Here is a 20,273-nt window from a genome sequence, read left to right on the forward strand (position 1 = left end):
AGGGCCGGCAGGCGCCGGCCCTTTGGCAGTCAATGGCCGTCGACGAAGACGATCTTCAGCACGAACAGCAGCGCCACCACCACCACGCACGGGCTGATTTCACGCCAGCGGCCAGTGCCGAGCTTCATCACGCAGTAGGAGATAAAGCCGAGCGCGATACCTTCGGTGATCGAGAAGCTGAACGGCATCATCACCGCGGTGACAAACGCCGGTACCGCTTCGGTCAGATCGTCCCACTTCACCCGCGCCAGGCTGGAGGTCATCAGCACGCCGACGTAGATCAGCGCGCCGGCGGCGGCGTAAGCCGGCACCATGCCCGCCAGCGGCGACAGGAAGATCACCAGCAAGAACAGCAGGCCGGTGACCACCGCCGTCAAACCGGTGCGGCCGCCGACGGCAACGCCGGAAGAGCTTTCGATGTAAGCGGTCACGGAAGAGGTACCCGCCAGCGAACCGGCCACCGAGCTGATGCTGTCAACGTACAGCGCCTGCTTCATGCGCGGGAACTTGCCCTGGCTGTCGGTCAGGCCGGCTTTATCGGTAACGCCGATCAGGGTGCCGGAGGAGTCGAACAGGTTCACCAGCATAAACGAGAAGATGACCCCGGCCAGCCCGATGTTCAGCGCGCCGGCCACGTCGACCTGGCCCACCACCGAGGTGATGCTCGGCGGCAAGGAGAACAGGCCGCCGTATTTCACGTCGCCCAGCATCCAGCCGATCAGGGTGGTGACCACGATAGACACCAGCACCGCCGCGTGGAAGTTGCGCGAAGAGAGCACGGCGATGATGAAGAAGCCGAGCGCCCCCAGCAGCACGTTGTGCGAGGTCAGGCTGCCGATGGTCACCAGCGTGTCCGGGTTGGCCACCACGATGCCGGCGTTTTTCAGCCCCATCATGCCGATGAACAGACCGATGCCGCTGGTGATGCCGACCCGCAGGCTGACCGGAATGTTGGCGATCATCCAGTAGCGAATGCGGAAAATGGTCAGCAGCAGCAGGCCGACCGCGCCCCAGAAGATGGCGCCCATGCCCACCTGCCAGGAGATGCCCATCGCCCCGACCACCACGAAGGCGAAGAAGGCGTTCAGGCCCATCGCCGGCGCCAGCGCCACCGGCAGGTTCGCCAGCAGGCCCATAAAGATGCTGCCGAAGGCGGCGATCAAACAGGTAGTGACAAATACCGCCTGGGTATCCATGCCCGCCGCGCCCAAAATTTGAGGGTTAACGAACACGATATACACCATGGTGAGGAAAGTGGTGATACCGGCAATCGTTTCCGTACGCGCCGTCGTGCCATGTTGCTTGAGTTTAAACACGCGCCCAAGCAAGCCTTGCTCAGCGTCAAGGCCAGATACTGGTTTGGTCATTATCAGAATTCCGAAAATGGGAATGGACAGTCGCCGGCTATCCTATAACAAAAAGTGGGGCTTTTGACGCCAGTCACAGGTTTTTTTCGCCGTCTTTACGGCTAAACGTGTCAACGGCTTGTATTTACAGGCTTTCATCCCCCGAGCCCGCCCGCTGCGTTGCCGTTTGCCGGCACGGCCGATAAAATGGCCTATCGCATCTCTTACCCTACCCGCTAAAAAAACAGGAATCCGCATGTCTTCGACCTTTATCGATAAGCTCGCGTTAATTACGCTGAAAGACGACAAAGTGGCGCTGGTGCGCTCACACAATAAGACGCTGTTTTATATGCCGGGCGGAAAACGCGAAGCGGGCGAAACCGACGAACAGGCGCTGTGCCGCGAAATCGACGAAGAGCTGACCGTTGCGCTGCTGCCGAACTCCATCGCGTTTTACGGCGAGTTCACCGGCCCGGCGGATAGCAAGCAGGACGGCACCCAGGTGCGTATTCGCTGCTATCAGGCCGACTTTACCGGGCAGCTGCAGCCGGCCGCCGAAATCGCCGAGCTGAGGTGGTGCGACAGCCGCGATCTGCCGCACTGTTCACACGTCGCCGCGCTGATTTTGCACGATCTCAAGGCGCGTAACCTGATCAAGTGATCGCTGAGCGCCCCTCAACGGCGCCAATCCGAAGGAACCTGTCCCGCATGAATCAGATTGACTGCATTTTGTTCGACTGCGACGGCACGCTGGTGGACAGCGAAGTGCTGTGCAGCAAAGCCTATGTGCACATGTTCGCCCACTACGGCATTCATCTGTCGCTGGAAGAGGTGTTCAAAAAATACAAAGGGGTGAAACTGTACGAGATCATCGATCGGGTCAACGCCGAGCAGGGCACTAACCTGGCAAAAGAGGCGTTGGAACCGCTGTATCGGCAGGAGGTGGCGCGGCTGTTCGACAGCGAACTGCAACAGATTGCCGGCGCCCGCGAGCTGCTGGCGCAGGTGACGGTGCCAGTCTGCACCGTCTCCAACGGGCCGGTCAGCAAGATGCGGCACTCGCTCGGCCTGACCGGCATGCTGCCTTATTTTGATGACCGGTTGTTCAGCGGCTATGACATTCAGCGCTGGAAGCCGGATCCGGCCATTGTGTTTCACGCCGCCGAACGGATGCAGGTGCCGGTGACGCGCTGCATCCTGGTAGATGACTCGCCCGCCGGCGCCCAGGCCGGTATCAACGCCGGCATTCCGGTCTTTTACTTCTGCGCCGACCCGCATAACCCGCCGATCGACCACCCGCTGGTGACGACGTTTGACGACCTGGCCCAGCTGCCCGCGCTGTGGCGCGAACGCGGCTGGCGGCTGACGGCCGATTAACTGGCCGGCAACGGCGGTTTGTTGCGCCACCAGCGCCAGGACCGCTTCAGCGCGCGGGTTTGCGCGCCGAAGCGGCGGTTAACCGCGTTGGCCAGCAGATCGAGCGCCAGGCAGAACACGAAATAGACCAGCGCCACGAACAGGAACACTTCCATCGGGTAGACCATGCTGCGGTTGTTGACCTGGGTCGCCAGGAAGGTCAGTTCGCCAACGCCGACGATATAAGCCAGCGAGGTGTCTTTGATCAGAGAAATCCACTGGTTGATGAACGACGGCACCATCATGCGCAGCGCCTGCGGCAGCACGATCATGCGCAGCGTCTGCCAACGGGTCAGCCCCAGAGAAAGCCCGGCCTGCCACTGGCCGGGGCCGATCGCGGCGATGCCGGCCTTCACCGCATGGGCCAGATAGGCCGAGGCGATCAGCGCCAGCGCACACACCACGGTGGTGATTTCCGGGATCTCGACGCCAAACACCATCGGCAACAGGAAATAGGTCCAGAAGATCAGCATGATGACCGGAATGGCGCGGAAAAAGCCCAGCACCGCCGCCAGCAGCCCGGCGGCGACGCCGCGCGACATCGCCAGCGCCACGCCGAGTAAGGTACCAAGCACCGCCGAAGCCACGCCGGCCATCAGGCTGATCGCCAACGTCAGCGCCGCGCCGCCCAGCGGTCCGTCCGGCCAGGTGCCCCATAGCAGGTAGCCCAGGTTATCGTGAATTACGCTGAAATCCATCTCAATGTCCTCCCAGCGGTTTACGCTGTTGGCGCCACATGCCCCAGCCTTCCAGCAGCGCGATGATGGCGATATACAGCACCGTCGCCACGCCGAACGCCTGGAAAGTGCGCAGGGTTTCGGTTTCGACCTGACGCGAGGCGTAAGAGAGTTCGGCCACGCCGATCGCCATGGTCAGCGACGAGTTCTTGATCACGTTCATGTATTGGCCCAGCAGCGGCGGCAGCGCGATTTTCAACGCCTGCGGCAGCACCACGTAGCGCATCGCCTGCCAGCCGGTCAGCCCCAGCGCCTGAGCGGCATATTTCTGCCCGCCGGCGACGCCGCGAATGCCGGAGCGGATCTCTTCGGCGATAAAGGCGGTGGAGTAGAGCGTCAGGCCGAAGAAACCGGCGAGAAACTCGAACGACGGCCACTCAAGCGGGCCAACCTGATGGGCGCTGTTCAGCCACTGCATGGCGGCGGACGGCAGGATCTGCCCGGCGGCGAAATACCAAAAGAACAGCTGCACCAGCAGCGGCGTATTGCGAAACAGCGAGCTGTACCCCACCGCCAGCCAGCGCAACGGCCGCAGGCTGCTGTCGCGCATCGCCGCCAGCACAAAGCCCAGCAATGTAGCCGCCAGCCCCGCGCAGGCGGAAAGCCACAGCGTCAGCAGAAAACCGTGCCACAGCCAGCTCAGATATTGCGGCGCCAGCAGCCAGTCCAGGTTCATGTTCAATCCTTGTCTTGCAGAATGCATCAGGGGCGCAGCAAGCTGCGCCCCTCCGTGCCTATCTCACCGCAAGCGGTTAAGTCAGGCTTTTGGTTGCTGATCCAAAGGCGCGATTTTGAAATCGCCGCGCGGTTGAGCGGATTGGGTTTCCGGCCCGAACCAGCGATCGTAAATCTTAACCGCTTCGCCGTCTTTTTCCAGTTTGATCAACGTCTCGTTCACCGCGGCGGTCAGGCGATCTTCGCCCTTGGGAATGCCGACGCCCTGGTACTCTTTGGTCAGGCTGAACGGCGAAATTTCAAATTCCGCCTTCTGCGCCGCCGGCAGGTTACCGAGCAGGCCGACCAGCTTGGCGTCGTCCTGAGTGATCGCCTGCACGTTGCCGTTACGCAGCGCCACAAACGCCAGCGGGGTGTCATCGTAAGAGATCACTTTCGCCGTCGGGAAACGCTCGCGCAGGGTGATTTCCTGCACCGTGCCCTTATCCGCGCCGATGCGCAGCTTCTTGATGTCTTCCGGGGTTTTCAGCACGCCTTTGCGGGCGATGAATTTCTGGCCGGTGGCGAAGTACGGCACGCTGAAGTTCACTTCCTTGGCGCGCTCGTCGGTAATGGTGAAGTTGGCGGCGATCAGGTCAACCTTCTTCGACACCAGCAGCGGAATGCGGTTGGCCGGGTTGGTGGCGCGTAGCTCAACTTTCACGCCCAGCGCTTTACCGATCGCATCGGCAACGTCCACATCGTAACCCACCAGCTTCTTGCTCTGCGGGTCGATGTAGCCGAACGGCGGGTTGCTGTCGAACACCGCGATACGCACCACGCCGGCTTGCTTGATATCGTCAAGTTTGTCCGCGTGCGCGGCGCCGGCGGCGAGACCAGTCAGACTGGCTAACAACGTTAAGGCCAAAGCGCGATGTTTCATAGAAAGCTCCTAAGTGATTGATGTCCTGCTGGCGGATAAGCTAGCAAGCGCCACATAGGTCAGGAAATAATATAAAAAGCTATGTTTATAACCTTTTTATCTTTACGCGCTTAAGATGGAATAAAGGCGCGGGAAACCGCGCCTTTGAAGGATATTACCCGGAAAGGGTTAGTCGGCTTTTTCGTCTTTACCGCCCGGAGAGAGCAGCTTTTCCAGGGCGTCGCCGCCCAAATGACGGAAGTCCTGCCCTTTGACGAAATAGAAGATAAATTCGCAGATGTTCTGACAGCGGTCGCCGATGCGCTCGATAGAACGGGCGCAGAACAGCGCGGTCAGCACGCTGGGAATGGTGCGTGAGTCTTCCATCATGTAGGTCATCAGCTGACGCACGATGCCTTCATATTCCTGGTCGACCTTTTTATCTTCGCGGTAAATACGGATCGCCTCGTCCAGATCCATGCGCGCAAACGCGTCCAGCACGTCGTGCAGCATCTGCACGGTGTGGCGCCCCAGCGATTCCAGACTGACCAGCAGCGGCTGGTGCTGGTGCGAGAACTTTTCCAGCGCGGTGCGGCAGATTTTGTCCGCCACGTCGCCAATGCGTTCCAGCTCGGAAATGGTTTTGATGATCGCCATCACCAGGCGCAGATCGCTGGCGGTCGGCTGACGCTTGGCGATGATGCGCACGCAGGCTTCGTCGATCGCCACTTCCATCATGTTGACCTTGGCGTCGCCTTCGATCACGCGCTTGGCCAGCTCGCCATCCTGATTGTGCATCGCGGTGATGGCGTCGGTCAGCTGCTGCTCCACCAGCCCTCCCATGGTCAGCACCTGGGTGCGGATATGCTCAAGCTCTGCGTTGAACTGGCCGGAAATGTGTTTATTTAAATTCAGGTTATCCATGATGCTTCCTATCAACCATAACGGCCAGTGATGTAGTCTTCAGTCTGCTTTTTCTGCGGCGCAGTGAACAGGTTATCAGTATCACTGAACTCGATCAGCTCGCCCAGATACATAAATGCGGTAGAGTCGGAGCAGCGCGCCGCCTGCTGCATATTGTGCGTCACGATCACCACGGTGTAGTCGGCCTTCAGCTCGCTGATCAGCTCTTCAATCTTGCCGGTGGAGATCGGATCCAGCGCCGAGCAAGGCTCATCCAGCAACAGCACTTCCGGACGAATGGCGATACCGCGGGCGATGCACAGACGCTGCTGCTGGCCGCCGGAGAGGCTGTAGCCGCTCTGGTGCAGCTTGTCCTTGGTTTCGTTCCACAGCGCCGCCTTGGTCAGCGCCCACTGCACGCGCTCGTCCATATCGGCGCGCGACAGCTTTTCAAACAGGCGAACGCCGAAGGCGATGTTGTCGTAAATCGACATCGGGAACGGCGTCGGCTTCTGGAACACCATGCCGACCTTGGCGCGCAGCAGCGCGATATCCGAGTTGTCGGTCAGGATGTTCTGGCCGTCCAGCAGGATGCCGCCTTCCGCACGCTGTTCCGGGTACAGCTGATACATCTTGTTGAAGGTGCGCAGCAGGGTGGATTTGCCGCAGCCGGACGGGCCGATAAACGCGGTGACCTTGTTCTTGGCGATATCCAGCGTGATGTTCTTCAGCGCATGGAATTTGCCGTAGTAGAAGTTCAGATCGCGTACCTGAATTTTGCTGCTGGAAGCGTCAGTAACCATACTCATCAAGACTTCTCTCTTTTCATCAGCGCCGCCAAAGCGGCGCTCAAAATTTTATGAATGCTTTTTCTTGGCGAAAATCACGCGCGCCAGGATATTCAGTAACAGTACGCACAGGGTGATCAACAGCACCCCGGCCCAGGCCAGCTGTTGCCATTCGGCGAACGGGCTCATGGCGAATTTGAAGATGGTCACCGGCAGGTTGGCGATCGGCTGCATCAGGTCGGTGCTCCAGAACTGGTTCGACAGCGAGGTGAACAGCAGCGGTGCGGTTTCCCCCGCGATGCGCGCAATCGCCAGCAGCACGCCGGTGATGATGCCGGACACCGACGCCTTCAGCGTGATGGCGGAAATCATGCGCCATTTCGGCGTACCCAGGGCGTACGCGGCCTCGCGCAGCGTATCCGGTACCAGCTTCAGCATGTTTTCGGTGGTGCGAATGACGATCGGCACCTGCAGCAGCGCCAGCGCCACGATGCCGGCCCAGCCGGAGAAGTGTTCCATCTTCGCCACCACGATGGTGTAAACGAACAGGCCCACCACGATCGACGGTGCGGACAGCAGGATATCGTTGATAAAGCGGATCACTTCCGCCAGCCAGGATTTACGGCCGTATTCCGCCAGGTAGATGCCGGCCATGATGCCCAGCGGCGTACCGAAGATGGTCGCCCACAGGATCAACAGGCCGCTGCCGGCGATGGCGTTGGCCAAGCCGCCGCCCGCGGTATTCGGCGGCGGGGTCATTTCGGTGAACAGCGCCAGCGACATACCGTCGAAGCCTTTGGTGACGGTGGCAATCAGGATCCAGATCAACCAGAACAGCCCGAACGCCATGGTCGCCATCGACAGGAACAGCGCGAGGCGGTTTTTCTGCCGGCGCCAGGCCTGCATTTTGCGGCGGCTTTCCGCCAGAACGACTGCGTTTTGCATATCCATCGTCGCCATGTTAACGCCCCTCATTCTTGGCCAGACGCATGATCATCAGTTTCGACAGCGCCAGCACGATAAAGGTGATAACAAACAGAATCAGACCCAGCTCCATCAACGCGGCGGTGTGCACGCCGGACTCGGCTTCGGCGAATTCGTTGGCCAGCGCCGAGGTGATACTGTTGCCCGGCATGTACAGCGAAGCGCTGTCGAGCTGGTAGGTGTTACCGATGATAAAGGTCACCGCCATGGTTTCCCCCAGCGCGCGGCCCAGGCCCAACATCACGCCGCCGATGACGCCGTTTTTGGTGAACGGCAGCACGATGCGCCAGATGACTTCCCAGGTGGTGCAGCCGATGCCGTAGGCCGACTCTTTCATCATCACCGGCGTCTGTTCGAACACGTCGCGCATGACCGCGGCGATGTAAGGAATGATCATGATCGCCAAGATCACCCCGGCGGCCAGGATGCCGATGCCAAAGGCCGGGCCGGAGAACAGCTCGCCGACGATCGGAATGCCCGACAGCACTTCGCCCACCGGCGTCTGGAAATATTCGGCGAACAGCGGGGCGAACACGAACAGGCCCCACATGCCGTAGACGATGCTCGGGATGGCCGCCAGCAGCTCAATGGCGATGCCCAGCGGTCGCTTCAACCAGTTCGGCGCCAGTTCGGTCAGGAACAGCGCGATGCCGAAGCTCACCGGCACGGCGATGATCAGCGCGATAAGCGAGGTGACCACGGTGCCGTAGATCGGCACCAGCGCGCCGAACTGCTCCGCCGGCGCGTCCCACTCTTTGGTCCACAGGAAAGCGAAGCCGAATTTCTGCATGCTTGGCCAGGAGGCGAAGATCAGCGAAACGATAATGCCGCCCAGCAACAATAGGGTAATCAGCGCCGCCAGTCTCACCAGCGCGCTGAAAATGACGTCACCGTTTTTGCCCGGTGCTTTGATGGTCGGCTTGTACTCAGCCATAGATTACTCTCTGTTTGAACCCTGGCAGCCCCAACCGGGATCGGAGCCTGAAGAACTGTGTGGGGCGCGGCGAACCCGCGCCCCTGCGTTGTTAGTACAGCGCTTTACCTGAACTGTCTTTTACGTTGGTTTTCCAGGCCGCACGCACCTGCTCAACCACTTCTTTCGGCAGGGTGGCGTAATCCAGCTCGTTAGCCTGTTTGCCGCCGGTTTTGTAAGCCCAGTCGAAGAACTTCAGCACTTCGGCGCCCTGAGCAGGGTTTTTCTGCTCTTTGTGCACCAGGATGAAGGTGGTGGAGGTGATTGGCCACACGTTGTCGCCTTTCTGGTCAGTCAGATCCTGAGCGAAGGTCTTGCTCCAATCCACGCCTTTGGCCGCGTTGCTGAAGCTCTCTTCAGTCGGGCTGACCGGTTTGCCGTCGGCGGAAACCAGCTTGGTGTAAGCCAGGTTGTTCTGCTTGGCGTAAGCGTATTCTACGTAGCCAATAGAGCCTGGCAGACGCTGAACGAAGGCGGCGATGCCGTCGTTGCCTTTGCCGCCCAGACCGGTCGGCCAGTTAACGGTAGAACCGGCGCCAATCTTTTCTTTCCACTGCGCGTTGGCCTTGGACAAGTAGCTGGTGAACACGAACGAGGTGCCGGAACCATCGGCGCGGCGCACCACGGCGATGTTCTGGTCAGGCAGTTTCACGCCTGGGTTCAGCTTGGTGATAGCCGGGTCGTTCCATTTTTTGACGTTGCCCAGGTAGATATCGCCCAGGGTTTTACCGTCCAGAGTCAGTTCGCCGGATTTAATGCCCGGGATATTCACGGCCAGCACCACGCCGCCAATCACGGTCGGGAACTGGAACAGGCCGTCGGCCGCCAGCTTGTCGTCAGACAGCGGGGCGTCGGAGGCGCCAAAGTCAACGGTGTTGGCCACGATTTGCTTCACGCCGCCAGAGGAGCCGATGCCCTGATAGTTAACTTTGTTGCCGGTTTCTTTCTGATAAGAATCTGCCCACTTGGCGTAAACCGGAGCGGGGAATGTCGCACCTGCACCGGTCAGGCTGGCAGCAGCGAACGCGGACACGGCGGTCAGGGAGAAGGTCGCTGCCACAATACTGGCGACGGTGGTACGCATCAGTTTCATAATCCCTCCTAATGGGATATTTAAAAGCGACTTCGAGTCGTTTTAATCAGAGTAAGTATTGCTGCAGGAGGGAAAATAGGACAGTTTGGTGACAGAAAAATGTACGTAATATGACAGTTATATTACAGTGCATTTGAGTGGTGATGTTTTATATAAAAATCAATTCGTTAAATCAAAAACAGCGCAATTGCCAAGCAATAAAAAAACCGTTTGTCCACGCCCTATCCGCTTGAATATGACAACGTTTATCCCTGAATCGGCGCCGCTGTCATCTTTCGCGTTGCTCATGAAAAAAGCCGGCGCTAAGGCCGGCTTTTGCAGTTTACCTGCGGCAGATTACTCTACGGTGACAGACTTCGCCAGGTTGCGCGGCTGGTCAACGTCGGTGCCTTTGATCAGCGCCACGTGGTAAGACAGCAGCTGCAACGGCACGGTGTAGAAGATCGGCGCCACGATGTCCTCGACGTGCGGCAGAGGAATGATGGTCATGCCTTCGCTGCTGACGAAGCCGGCGCCCTGATCGGCGAACACATACAGCTGGCCGCCGCGCGCGCGCACTTCTTCAATGTTGGACTTCAGCTTTTCCAGCAGTTCGTTGTTCGGCGCCACCACAATCACCGGCATATCGGCGTCGATCAGCGCCAGCGGGCCGTGTTTCAGCTCGCCCGCCGCATAAGCTTCGGCATGAATATAGGAGATCTCTTTCAACTTCAGCGCCCCTTCCATGGCGATCGGATACTGATCGCCGCGGCCGAGGAACAACGCATGGTGCTTGTCGGAGAAGCCTTCCGCCAGCGCTTCGATCTCTTTATCCATCGACAGCATCTGCTCGATGCGCGCCGGCAGCGCCTGCAGGCCGTGCACGATCTCCTGCTCCACGCTTTCCGCCATGCCTTTCAGGCGGCCCAGGCGCGCCACCAGCATCAACAGCACGGTGAGCTGCGTGGTGAAGGCCTTGGTCGAGGCTACGCCGATTTCCGTGCCGGCCTTGGTCATCAAGGCCAGATCGGATTCGCGCACCAGCGAAGAGCCCGCAACGTTACAAACGGCCAGCGAACCGAGATAACCCAGCTCTTTGGACAGGCGCAGCGCCGCCAGGGTATCGGCGGTTTCGCCTGACTGCGACAGGGTGATGATCAGGCTGCCCGGACGCACCGCCGATTTGCGGTAACGGAACTCGGAGGCGATCTCGACGTCGCACGGCACGCCGACCAGCGCTTCGAACCAATAACGCGCCACCATACCTGAGTGGTAAGAAGTGCCACAGGCGATAATCTGCACGTGCTGCACCTTGGCCAACAGCTCATCGGCGCGCGAGCCCAGCTCGCTCAGGTTGATTTGGCCATGGCTGAAACGCCCTTCCAGGGTGTTTTTCAGCGCCTGCGGCTGTTCGTAGATCTCTTTTTGCATGTAGTGCCGGTAAGCGCCCTTGTCGCCGGCGTCATACTGCACCTGGGATTCGATCTCAGGGCGCTCGATGGCGTTGCCCTGCTTGTCGAAGATGTTGACGGTGCGGCGAGTCACTTCCACCACGTCGCCTTCTTCCAGGAAGATGAAGCGGCGGGTGACCGGCAGCAGCGCCAGTTGATCGGAAGCGATGAAGTTTTCCCCGACGCCGCGGCCGATAACCAACGGGCTGCCGGAGCGCGCAGCGACCAATACGCTAGGATCGCGGCTGTCCATCACCACAGTGCCGTAAGCGCCGCGCAGTTGTGGGATCACGCGCTGAACCACTTCCAGCAGCGTACCGCCTTGCTGTTGTTCCCAGTGCACCAGGTGCGCAATCACTTCGGTGTCGGTTTCGGAGCTGAAGCGATAACCGCGTTCGATCAGCAGTTCGCGCAGCGGTTCGTGGTTTTCGATGATGCCGTTATGCACCACGGTAATGTAGTCGGAAACATGCGGGTGCGCGTTCGCCTCGGTCGGTTCACCGTGCGTTGCCCAACGGGTGTGAGCGATGCCGGTACCGCCGTGCAGATCGGTCTGCTCCGCCGCTTCGGCCAGTTTTTGCACCTTGCCTACGCGACGCAGACGACTGACGTTGCCTTTTTCGTCGACCACCGCCAGACCGGCGGAGTCATAACCGCGGTACTCAAGACGACGTAAACCTTCCAACAGGATTTCTGCGATATCACGTTGCGCTACTGCGCCTACAATTCCACACATCAGTTATATTCCTAATGAACGCCCTTCATGGACGCTTTCGATGCCTTGACCTGATTTTTGCCGGTTTTTACCGTGCGCCCCCCGAGCCTGTAGATGGTGGGGGTTATTATGTTTTGTATTGGGCTCGTGAACGGAGCCCAACACAAAACACACTATGACTTCTTCTTCACCGGACGTTGCCAGCCCTGAATGTGCACCTGCTTGACACGGCTCAGCACCAGTTCGTTCTCGGCGATATCGCGCGTCACCGTCGTGCCGGCGGCGATGGTGGAGCCTTTACCGACCGACACCGGTGCCACCAGCTGAGTATCGGAACCGACGAATACGCCGTCGCCGATCACCGTCTTGTGCTTGTTGGCACCATCGTAGTTGCAGGTGATGGTGCCGGCGCCGATATTCACGTCATCGCCAATTTCGGCATCGCCCAGGTAGCTGAGGTGGCCGGCCTTGGAGCCTTTGCCCAGACGCGCCTTTTTCATTTCCACGAAGTTGCCGACATGAGCCCCTGCCGCCAGCTCCGCGCCTGGGCGCAGGCGGGCAAACGGCCCCACGGTGCAGTCGGCTTCCAGCACGCTGTCTTCCAGCACGCTGTAAGGGCTGATCTCGCAGTCATCGCCAATCACGCAGTTTTTCAGCACGCAGCCGGCGCCGATTTTCACCCGGTCACCCAGCTTGACGTGACCTTCGATAATCACATTCGCATCAATAGTGATGTCGCGGCCGTGAACAAGTTCCCCACGCAGATCGAAACGCGCCGGATCCAGCAACATCACGCCGGCCAACAGCAGTTTTTCAGACTGTTCCGACTGGAATACGCGCTCCAGGGTCGCCAGCTGCAGGCGGTTGTTTACGCCTTCCACTTCGCTCAAACGCGACGGGTGCACGGTTTCGATTTTCTTGCCGTCGGCATGGGCCAACGCAATGATATCGGTGATATAGAACTCACCCTGTGCGTTGTCGTTATTCAACATCCCCAGCCAGCGCTTCAGATCGCGCCCGTTCGCCACCAGGATGCCGGTATTGATCTCGTTAATCTGGCGCTGCGCCTCGCTGGCGTCCTTGTGTTCCACGATGCCCACCACGTTGCCCTGCTCGCGCACGATACGGCCGTAACCGCTCGGATCGTCCAGCTTGACCGTCAGCAGCCCGATGCCGCCCTGCGGCTTGGCCGCCAGCAGGCGTTGCAGCGTATCCACGGAGATCAACGGCACGTCGCCGTACAGCATCAGCACGTCTTCATCGTCGGCAAAGTGCGGCGCGGCCTGCTGCATCGCATGGCCGGTACCCAATTGCTCGGCCTGCAGCACCCAGTTCAGCGCGCCGTCAGTCAACGTACTCTTCAGCAGATCGCCGCCGTGGCCGTATACCAGGTGAACATGTTGCGCGCCCAGTTTCATCGCGGCATCAATGACGTGTTGCACCATCGGCTTGCCGGCCAACGGATGCAACACTTTGGGAAGATCGGAATACATGCGCGTACCCTTGCCCGCGGCGAGGATAACCACGCTCATTGCGCTGTTCGACATAAGCAACCTGATAACTCCATTTTGATAGACGAAAGTAAAACCGTTTAGCGACGATATTACTACATATTTCTCTGCACGAACCCGGCGCAGACCGCGTGGGCCTAGGCCTGCCGCTATTGCGGCCAATTCGGCGTCGGGACGAAAAAACTGTCGGCGATCGGCGACGTTTATTTCCCGATATCAGGGGTTATACACCACACTGTCCGCCGGGCTGAAATGCTTATTTTAAAGTAAAAAAAAGCGACCCTATAGGCCGCTTTCTTAAAGTTGGGTGCCAGGCACCCAAACATTACATCGCTTTTCTGGTGAGCTCGATAACGCGCAGTTTTGCGATCGCTTTCGCCAGTTCAGCGGATGCCTGAGCATAGTCGACATCGCCATGAGAGCTGCGAATGTGTTCTTCAGCTTTACGCTTAGCTTCCAACGCTCTCGCTTCGTCGAGGTCAGTACCACGGATAGCAGTGTCCGCCAGCACGGTAACCACGCTCGGCTGCACCTCTAGGATGCCGCCGGACAGGTAGATGAACTCTTCTTCACCGTGCTGCTTAACAATACGCACCATGCCAGGCTTGATGGCAGTCAGCAGCGGCGCATGGCCAGGGAAGATCCCCAGTTCACCTTCGCTGCCTGTCACCTGGATCTTCTGCACCAGGCCGGAAAACATCTGTTTTTCCGCGCTGACTACATCCAGATGGTAAGTCATAGCCATATCACCCTCCTCTCAAGGCGTTACAGTTTCTTGGCTTTTTCCACTGCTTCTTCAATGGTGCCAACCATGTAGAACGCCTGCTCCGGCAGGTGGTCATAGTCGCCGTCCATAATGCCTTTGAAACCACGGATGGTGTCTTTCAGCGATACGAACTTGCCCGGAGAACCGGTGAAGACTTCTGCCACGAAGAACGGCTGAGACAGGAAGCGTTGGATCTTACGCGCACGGGATACGACCAGTTTGTCTTCTTCAGACAGCTCGTCCATACCCAGGATCGCGATGATATCTTTCAGTTCCTGGTAGCGTTGCAGAATGGACTGCACGCCACGCGCTACGTCGTAGTGCTCCTGGCCAACAACCAGCGGATCCAGCTGACGGCTGGTAGAATCCAGCGGGTCAACGGCCGGGTAGATACCCAGAGAAGCGATGTTACGGCTCAGTACCACGGTTGCGTCCAAGTGCGCAAAGGTGGTGGCTGGTGACGGGTCAGTCAAGTCATCCGCAGGAACGTAAACGGCCTGTACGGAAGTGATGGAACCGGTCTTGGTCGAGGTGATACGTTCTTGCAGAACGCCCATCTCTTCCGCCAGCGTTGGCTGATAACCTACCGCGGATGGCATACGGCCCAGAAGTGCGGACACTTCGGTACCGGCCAGGGTGTAACGGTAGATGTTGTCAACGAACAGCAGAACGTCACGGCCTTCGTCACGGAACTTCTCCGCCATGGTCAGACCGGTCAACGCAACGCGCAGACGGTTACCTGGTGGCTCGTTCATCTGGCCGTAAACCAGGGATACTTTGTCCAGAACGTTGGAGTCGGTCATTTCGTGGTAGAAGTCGTTACCCTCACGAGTACGCTCGCCCACGCCCGCAAACACGGAATAACCGGAGTGCTCGATCGCGATGTTACGGATCAGCTCCATCATGTTTACGGTTTTACCCACGCCCGCACCGCCGAACAGACCGACTTTACCGCCCTTGGCGAATGGACAAATCAGGTCCATTACCTTGATACCGGTTTCCAGCAGTTCCTGGGAGCTGGACAGCTCTTCGTAGCTTGGCGCCGCGCGGTGAATCGCCCAACGCTCTTCTTCGCCGATGTCGCCTTTCATGTCGATCGGTTGACCCAATACGTTCATGATACGGCCCAGGGTAGCTTTACCCACCGGCACTTCAATCGGGTGGTCCAGGTTGTTCACTTTCAGACCGCGACGCAGACCGTCGGAGGTCCCCATTGCGATACAGCGAACCACGCCACCGCCCAGCTGTTGCTGAACTTCCAACACCAGTTTTTCGGTGCCGTTTTCTACCTCAAGGGCATCGTACACTTTTGGTACGGCATCCTGAGGGAACTCGACGTCCACCACGGCGCCGATTACCTGGATAATCTTTCCAGTAGCCATCTTGAATCCTCTACGTAATTCGTAAACCTAGCTTAAACCGCGGAGGCTCCCGAAACGATCTCGGTGAGTTCCTGAGTGATGCTGGCCTGACGCGCCTTGTTGTATACCAACTGCAGCTCTTTGATCAGGCTACCGCCGTTATCGGTTGCGGCTTTCATCGCGACCATTCGTGCGGCCTGCTCGCTGGCCAGGTTTTCCACGACGCCCTGATAAACCTGCGACTCCACATAGCGGCGCAGCAAGGTATCAAGCAGCACTTTTGGATCGGGTTCATACAGGTAATCCCAAGGCGTTTTCTTCAGCTCTTCGTCATCGGCTGGCGGTAACGGCAGCAGCTGAAGCACCTGTGGCTCTTGGGACATCGTATTAACAAATTTGTTGCTGACAATGTACAGCTTGTCCAAACGACCTTCGTCGTAGGCCTGCAGCATCACTTTCACCGGCCCGATCAGATCCGACAGGGAAGGTTTGTCCCCCATGCCGGTCACCTGGGCAACCACGTTGCCGCCCACGGAACCAAAGAAAGAGGCCGCTTTAGAGCCAATCAGCGCCAAATCGGTTTCGACGCCTTTTTCGGACCAGGCTTTCATCTCCGCCAGCAGCTTTTTGAACAGGTTGATGTTCAAGCCGCCGCAGAGACCACGGTCAGTAGACACCACCAGATACCCGACGCGCTTAACGTCACGCTCATCCAGGTACGGGTGCTTGTACTCCAGATTCCCTAACGCAAGGTGACCAATCACTTTGCGCATGGTCTCTGCATAAGGACGGCTGGCCGCCATGCGATCCTGCGATTTACGCATTTTGGAGGCGGCGACCATTTCCATCGCTTTAGTGATCTTTTGCGTGTTTTGCACGCTAGCGATCTTACTACGTATCTCTTTTGCGCCGGCCATCTCTGCTTCTCCTCAGTGCCAGACGGCCTGCTGTCTTTCAACAGCAGGACCGTTCGGCGTTACCAGGACTGGGTTTTCTTGAAGGTCTCGAGGATGTCTTTCAACTTGCCCTCGATCTCATCATTGAAGTTGCCAGTTTGGTTGATGTGGTTCAGCAGTTCGGCGTGCTCGCGGTCCGCATAGGCGACCAGCGCGGCTTCGAAGCTCACCACTTTGGCGACTTCGACGTCGTTCAGGTAACCGCGTTCTGCGGCAAACAGCACCAGAGACTGTTGTGCAACCGACATCGGCGCATACTGTTTCTGTTTCAGCAGCTCGGTCACTTTCTGACCGTGGCTCAGCTGTTTGCGGGTCGCGTCGTCCAGATCGGAGGCGAACTGGGAGAACGCAGCCAGTTCACGATACTGCGCCAGCGCGGTACGGATACCACCGGACAGTTTCTTCATGATCTTGGTCTGCGCGGCGCCACCAACACGGGATACGGAGATACCCGGGTTAACTGCCGGACGAATACCGGAGTTGAACAGGTTGGATTCCAGGAAGATCTGACCATCGGTAATCGAGATTACGTTGGTCGGAACGAACGCGGAAACGTCACCCGCCTGGGTTTCAATGATCGGCAGAGCGGTCAGTGAACCGGTTTGGCCTTTAACTTCACCTTTGGTGAAGGCTTCAACGTATTCGGCGTTAACGCGCGCTGCACGCTCCAGCAAGCGGGAGTGCAGGTAGAATACGTCGCCTGGGTAAGCTTCACGACCTGGCGGACGACGAAGCAGCAGGGAAATCTGGCGGTAAGCAACGGCCTGTTTGGACAGGTCATCGTACACGATCAGCGCATCTTCACCGCGGTCACGGAAGTATTCGCCCATTGCGCAACCGGCGTATGGCGCCAGGTATTGCAGTGCAGCGGATTCGGAAGCGGTCGCCACCACCACGATGGTGTTGGCCAGTGCGCCGTGCTCTTCCAGTTTGCGCACCACGTTAGCGATGGTGGACGCTTTCTGGCCGATAGCCACGTAAACGCATTTGATGCCGGAGTCGCGTTGGTTGATGATCGCATCGATCGCCAGCGCGGTTTTACCGGTCTGACGGTCACCGATCACCAGCTCACGCTGGCCACGGCCGATTGGAATCATGGCGTCAACGGATTTGTAGCCAGTCTGAACAGGCTGATCAACCGACTGACGCTCGATAACGCCTGGCGCGATAGCTTCTACCGGAGAGAAACCGTCGTTCTCAATCGGGCCTTTGCCGTCGATAGGTGCGCCCAGGGTGTTAACTACGCGGCCCAGCAGACCACGACCGACTGGAACTTCCAGGATACGGCCGGTGCATTTAACCTTCATGCCTTCGGCCAGATCCGCGTACGGACCCATGACCACGGCACCGACGGAGTCGCGCTCCAGGTTCAATGCGATTGCGTAACGGTTGCCAGGCAGCGCGATCATTTCGCCCTGCATAACTTCGGCCAGGCCGTGTACGCGGATGATCCCGTCGCTGACGGAAACGATAGTACCTTCATTGTGAGCTTCGCTCACTACATTGAACTGAGCAATGCGCTGCTTGATCAGTTCGCTGATTTCGGTGGAATTCAGTTGCATGCTCCAGTCCCCTTAAGACTGCAAGACGTCTGTCAGGCGTTCAAGACGACCGCGAACGCTGCCATCAATCACCATATCGCCGGCGCGAACAACGATGCCGGCCAGTACAGACTTGTCAATTTTGCAATTCAGCTTAACTTTGCGTGACAGACGTTTCTCCATCGCAGCGGCGATTTTCGCCTGCTGTTCGTCGCTCAGCGCGCTCGCAGAGAGCACTTCGACTTCGACGGTGGATTCCAGCGAGGCGCGCAGTTCGATGAACTGCTGCAGCACGGCAGGAAGAACCAGTAAACGTCCATTTTCGGCCATTACACGGATAAAGTTCTGGCCATGTTCGTCGAGCCGATCGCCACAAACCGCGATGAACGTCTTGGACAGCGTTTCTGGCGCAACCGCGCCAGACAGCAGTTCAGAGATCTGTTCATTGCGAGTGACTTCAGCAGTAAACGCCAGCATTTCCTGCCAGCGCTCTACGCTTTGGTGCTCAACGGCAAAGTCAAAAGCTGCTTTGGCGTAGGGGCGAGCTACAGTTACAAATTCAGACATCAGCCCCTCCCTCCTTACAGTTCAGCGACCAGTTTATCAACGATGTCGCTGTTAGCAGCTTCATCCACGGAACGTTCGATGATCTTCTCGGCGCCGGCAATTGCCAGCATCGCGACTTGCTTACGCAACTCTTCACGAGCGCGCTTACGTTCGGCTTCGATCTCAGCCTGAGCCTGCGCCACGATTTTGTTACGTTCCTGCTCGGCTTCGGCTTTCGCTTCATCCATGATCTGAGCTTTGCGTTTGTTCGCTTGCTCGATGATCACCTGAGCTTCTGCTTTAGCAGTTTTCAGCTGGTCGGTCGCATTGGCTTGCGCTAAGTCCAGATCTTTTTTGGCACGCTCTGCAGAAGCGAGGCCGTCAGCAATTTCTTTCTGACGTTTCTCGATGGCAGCCATGATCGGCGGCCATACGTACTTCATGCAGAACCAGACAAACAGAACGAACGCGATGGCCTGGCCGAGGATTGTTGCGTTAAGATTCACAGCACAATGCCTCTTTAAAAGTTAATAGTTTGGTTACGTCGTAGAGGGTTACTCTACTTACGCGACGGCGAACATCACGTACAGACCCAGACCTACAGCGATCATCGGGATGGCGTCGACCAGACCCATAACGATAAAGAACTGTGTACGCAGCAGAGGAATCAGGTCAGGCTGACGAGCAGCGCCTTCCAAGAATTTACCACCCAGGATGCCGATACCGATCGCAGCACCGATTGCCGCTAAACCCATCATCACAGCGGCAGCCATGTACAGCAGATCCATACTCAGGTTTTCCATGACAGTCTCCAGTTTGTTTCAGTTTAAAAGTGCAAGTGTTTTAAGAAAATCAGTGCTCTTCAGACGCCATCGACAGATAGACGATCGTCAGAACCATGAAAATAAAGGCTTGAAGCGTAATGATCAGGATGTGGAAGATAGCCCAAGGCAAGCTCAGGACCCACTGTGACCACCACGGCAACAGGCCGGCAATCAGGATGAAGATCAACTCACCCGCATACATGTTGCCGAACAGTCGCAGACCCAGTGAAACAGGTTTGGACAGCAGGCTGACACCTTCAAGAATCAGGTTGATAGGAATGAATACAGGGTGGTTGAACGGCTGCATGGTCAACTCTTTAACGAACCCGCCAACGCCTTTCATTTTGATGCTATAGAACAGAATCAGGATAAACACGCCCAGCGCCATAGACAGCGTGACGTTCACGTCGGCGGTAGGCACGACGCGCAGCGCAGGCAAACCGAGATGAGCACCGATGAACGGCAGGAAGTCTACCGGAATCAGGTCCATCAGGTTCATCAGGAACACCCAGACGAACACGGTCAGCGCCAGCGGCGCAATGACCTTGCTCTTGCCGTGGTACATGTCGCGCACGCTGCTGTCGACGAAACCGACCACCAGCTCCACGGCGGTTTGCAGTTTACCCGGCACGCCGCTGGTGGCGTTTTTGGCCACTTTGCGGAAAATAACTAGGAACAGAACCCCGAGGACGACGGAGAAAAACATCGAGTCGAGGTTAATCGACCAAAACCCAGTCCCGACCTGAAGCTGCGTCAGGTGGTGACCGATATACTCCTGTGGACTGTTGTATCCCTCTGCAGACATGA

Annotated in this window: 21 protein-coding genes; 2 read left to right on the plus strand and 19 right to left on the minus strand. The window is 58.1% G+C overall.

Features of this window, described 5'->3' with window-relative positions:
- Nucleotides 1-29 precede the first annotated feature (29 nt).
- Complete coding sequence (locus tag GF111_RS12890) at nt 30-1,367, minus strand: NCS2 family permease (RefSeq protein ID WP_028128066.1); 1,338 nt, start codon at nt 1,365-1,367, stop codon at nt 30-32.
- Between the two features lie 235 nt (nt 1,368-1,602).
- Here GF111_RS12890 and GF111_RS12895 point away from each other — a divergent pair, with 235 nt between their 5' ends.
- Together GF111_RS12895 and yieH are read left to right on the plus strand one after the other, a co-directional pair.
- Entirely contained in the window at nt 1,603-2,007 is a 405-nt protein-coding gene (locus GF111_RS12895) for an NUDIX domain-containing protein (protein WP_162419896.1), read from the plus strand.
- A gap of 47 nt (nt 2,008-2,054) precedes the next feature.
- Complete coding sequence (gene yieH / locus GF111_RS12900) at nt 2,055-2,723, plus strand: 6-phosphogluconate phosphatase (protein ID WP_038876027.1); 669 nt, start codon at nt 2,055-2,057, stop codon at nt 2,721-2,723.
- On the opposite strand, the gene GF111_RS12905 is transcribed toward yieH, so the two are convergent.
- The 18 genes from GF111_RS12905 to atpB all read right to left on the minus strand — a co-directional run bounded on the left by GF111_RS12905 (nt 2,720) and on the right by atpB (nt 20,271).
- On the minus strand, nt 2,720-3,460 hold the full coding sequence (locus GF111_RS12905; RefSeq protein WP_004933841.1) for an amino acid ABC transporter permease: 741 nt from the start codon (nt 3,458-3,460) through the stop codon (nt 2,720-2,722). The genes yieH and GF111_RS12905 overlap by 4 nt on opposite strands.
- 1 nt (nt 3,461) lies before the next feature.
- On the minus strand, nt 3,462-4,175 hold the full coding sequence (locus GF111_RS12910; RefSeq protein WP_048232277.1) for an amino acid ABC transporter permease: 714 nt from the start codon (nt 4,173-4,175) through the stop codon (nt 3,462-3,464).
- A gap of 81 nt (nt 4,176-4,256) precedes the next feature.
- Nucleotides 4,257-5,096 (minus strand): ABC transporter substrate-binding protein, encoded by an 840-nt coding sequence (locus GF111_RS12915; protein ID WP_019455482.1) that lies wholly within the window; start codon nt 5,094-5,096, stop codon nt 4,257-4,259.
- A 168-nt stretch (nt 5,097-5,264) separates the two neighbouring features.
- A complete protein-coding gene (phoU, locus tag GF111_RS12920; RefSeq protein ID WP_016929613.1) occupies nt 5,265-5,999 on the minus strand; it encodes a phosphate signaling complex protein PhoU in 735 nt (244 codons plus the stop codon).
- 11 nt (nt 6,000-6,010) lie between these two features.
- Complete coding sequence (pstB, locus tag GF111_RS12925) at nt 6,011-6,781, minus strand: phosphate ABC transporter ATP-binding protein PstB (protein WP_016929614.1); 771 nt, start codon at nt 6,779-6,781, stop codon at nt 6,011-6,013.
- A gap of 54 nt (nt 6,782-6,835) precedes the next feature.
- On the minus strand, nt 6,836-7,726 hold the full coding sequence (gene pstA / locus GF111_RS12930; RefSeq protein ID WP_019455481.1) for a phosphate ABC transporter permease PstA: 891 nt from the start codon (nt 7,724-7,726) through the stop codon (nt 6,836-6,838).
- Nucleotide 7,727: 1 nt separating this feature from the next.
- Nucleotides 7,728-8,684 carry a phosphate ABC transporter permease PstC gene (pstC, locus tag GF111_RS12935; protein ID WP_055317615.1) on the minus strand — a complete coding sequence of 319 codons (957 nt, stop codon included), beginning with the start codon at nt 8,682-8,684 and terminating at the stop codon, nt 7,728-7,730.
- A gap of 91 nt (nt 8,685-8,775) precedes the next feature.
- Nucleotides 8,776-9,816, minus strand: coding sequence for a phosphate ABC transporter substrate-binding protein PstS (pstS, locus tag GF111_RS12940; protein ID WP_038876034.1), 1,041 nt, complete (start codon nt 9,814-9,816; stop codon nt 8,776-8,778).
- Between the two features lie 336 nt (nt 9,817-10,152).
- Entirely contained in the window at nt 10,153-11,982 is a 1,830-nt protein-coding gene (glmS, locus tag GF111_RS12945; protein ID WP_038876036.1) for a glutamine--fructose-6-phosphate transaminase (isomerizing), read from the minus strand.
- A 152-nt stretch (nt 11,983-12,134) separates the two neighbouring features.
- Nucleotides 12,135-13,508 (minus strand): bifunctional UDP-N-acetylglucosamine diphosphorylase/glucosamine-1-phosphate N-acetyltransferase GlmU, encoded by a 1,374-nt coding sequence (gene glmU / locus GF111_RS12950; RefSeq protein WP_038876038.1) that lies wholly within the window; start codon nt 13,506-13,508, stop codon nt 12,135-12,137.
- A gap of 289 nt (nt 13,509-13,797) precedes the next feature.
- Nucleotides 13,798-14,217, minus strand: coding sequence for a F0F1 ATP synthase subunit epsilon (locus GF111_RS12955; RefSeq protein ID WP_004933814.1), 420 nt, complete (start codon nt 14,215-14,217; stop codon nt 13,798-13,800).
- A 20-nt stretch (nt 14,218-14,237) separates the two neighbouring features.
- Nucleotides 14,238-15,620: a F0F1 ATP synthase subunit beta gene (gene atpD, locus GF111_RS12960; protein ID WP_004933813.1), complete on the minus strand. Its 1,383-nt coding sequence runs from the start codon at nt 15,618-15,620 to the stop codon at nt 14,238-14,240.
- A gap of 32 nt (nt 15,621-15,652) precedes the next feature.
- Nucleotides 15,653-16,516, minus strand: coding sequence for a F0F1 ATP synthase subunit gamma (gene atpG / locus GF111_RS12965; protein WP_004933811.1), 864 nt, complete (start codon nt 16,514-16,516; stop codon nt 15,653-15,655).
- Between the two features lie 59 nt (nt 16,517-16,575).
- Nucleotides 16,576-18,117: a F0F1 ATP synthase subunit alpha gene (gene atpA / locus GF111_RS12970; protein WP_004933808.1), complete on the minus strand. Its 1,542-nt coding sequence runs from the start codon at nt 18,115-18,117 to the stop codon at nt 16,576-16,578.
- 12 nt (nt 18,118-18,129) lie between these two features.
- Complete coding sequence (gene atpH, locus GF111_RS12975) at nt 18,130-18,663, minus strand: F0F1 ATP synthase subunit delta (RefSeq protein WP_025304741.1); 534 nt, start codon at nt 18,661-18,663, stop codon at nt 18,130-18,132.
- Between the two features lie 14 nt (nt 18,664-18,677).
- Entirely contained in the window at nt 18,678-19,148 is a 471-nt protein-coding gene (atpF, locus tag GF111_RS12980) for a F0F1 ATP synthase subunit B (RefSeq protein WP_004933804.1), read from the minus strand.
- A 57-nt stretch (nt 19,149-19,205) separates the two neighbouring features.
- Nucleotides 19,206-19,445: a F0F1 ATP synthase subunit C gene (gene atpE, locus GF111_RS12985; RefSeq protein ID WP_004093904.1), complete on the minus strand. Its 240-nt coding sequence runs from the start codon at nt 19,443-19,445 to the stop codon at nt 19,206-19,208.
- Nucleotides 19,446-19,494: 49 nt separating this feature from the next.
- Nucleotides 19,495-20,271 (minus strand): F0F1 ATP synthase subunit A, encoded by a 777-nt coding sequence (gene atpB / locus GF111_RS12990; RefSeq protein ID WP_025304740.1) that lies wholly within the window; start codon nt 20,269-20,271, stop codon nt 19,495-19,497.
- Between the last annotated feature and the right edge of the window lie 2 nt (nt 20,272-20,273).

Source organism: Serratia sp. HRI, from assembly GCF_010119335.3.
GTDB lineage: Bacteria > Pseudomonadota > Gammaproteobacteria > Enterobacterales > Enterobacteriaceae > Serratia > Serratia nevei.

Coding starts and splice junctions, on each gene's coding strand:
- GF111_RS12890 (WP_028128066.1), bottom strand. CDS start 1,367: ATGACCAAACCAGTATCTGGCCTTGACGCTGAGCAAGGCTTGCTTGGG.
- GF111_RS12895 (WP_162419896.1), top strand. CDS start 1,603: ATGTCTTCGACCTTTATCGATAAGCTCGCGTTAATTACGCTGAAAGAC.
- yieH (WP_038876027.1), top strand. CDS start 2,055: ATGAATCAGATTGACTGCATTTTGTTCGACTGCGACGGCACGCTGGTG.
- GF111_RS12905 (WP_004933841.1), bottom strand. CDS start 3,460: ATGGATTTCAGCGTAATTCACGATAACCTGGGCTACCTGCTATGGGGC.
- GF111_RS12910 (WP_048232277.1), bottom strand. CDS start 4,175: ATGAACCTGGACTGGCTGCTGGCGCCGCAATATCTGAGCTGGCTGTGG.
- GF111_RS12915 (WP_019455482.1), bottom strand. CDS start 5,096: ATGAAACATCGCGCTTTGGCCTTAACGTTGTTAGCCAGTCTGACTGGT.
- phoU (WP_016929613.1), bottom strand. CDS start 5,999: ATGGATAACCTGAATTTAAATAAACACATTTCCGGCCAGTTCAACGCA.
- pstB (WP_016929614.1), bottom strand. CDS start 6,781: ATGGTTACTGACGCTTCCAGCAGCAAAATTCAGGTACGCGATCTGAAC.
- pstA (WP_019455481.1), bottom strand. CDS start 7,726: ATGGCGACGATGGATATGCAAAACGCAGTCGTTCTGGCGGAAAGCCGC.
- pstC (WP_055317615.1), bottom strand. CDS start 8,684: ATGGCTGAGTACAAGCCGACCATCAAAGCACCGGGCAAAAACGGTGAC.
- pstS (WP_038876034.1), bottom strand. CDS start 9,816: ATGAAACTGATGCGTACCACCGTCGCCAGTATTGTGGCAGCGACCTTC.
- glmS (WP_038876036.1), bottom strand. CDS start 11,982: ATGTGTGGAATTGTAGGCGCAGTAGCGCAACGTGATATCGCAGAAATC.
- glmU (WP_038876038.1), bottom strand. CDS start 13,508: ATGTCGAACAGCGCAATGAGCGTGGTTATCCTCGCCGCGGGCAAGGGT.
- GF111_RS12955 (WP_004933814.1), bottom strand. CDS start 14,217: ATGGCTATGACTTACCATCTGGATGTAGTCAGCGCGGAAAAACAGATG.
- atpD (WP_004933813.1), bottom strand. CDS start 15,620: ATGGCTACTGGAAAGATTATCCAGGTAATCGGCGCCGTGGTGGACGTC.
- atpG (WP_004933811.1), bottom strand. CDS start 16,516: ATGGCCGGCGCAAAAGAGATACGTAGTAAGATCGCTAGCGTGCAAAAC.
- atpA (WP_004933808.1), bottom strand. CDS start 18,117: ATGCAACTGAATTCCACCGAAATCAGCGAACTGATCAAGCAGCGCATT.
- atpH (WP_025304741.1), bottom strand. CDS start 18,663: ATGTCTGAATTTGTAACTGTAGCTCGCCCCTACGCCAAAGCAGCTTTT.
- atpE (WP_004093904.1), bottom strand. CDS start 19,445: ATGGAAAACCTGAGTATGGATCTGCTGTACATGGCTGCCGCTGTGATG.
- atpB (WP_025304740.1), bottom strand. CDS start 20,271: ATGTCTGCAGAGGGATACAACAGTCCACAGGAGTATATCGGTCACCAC.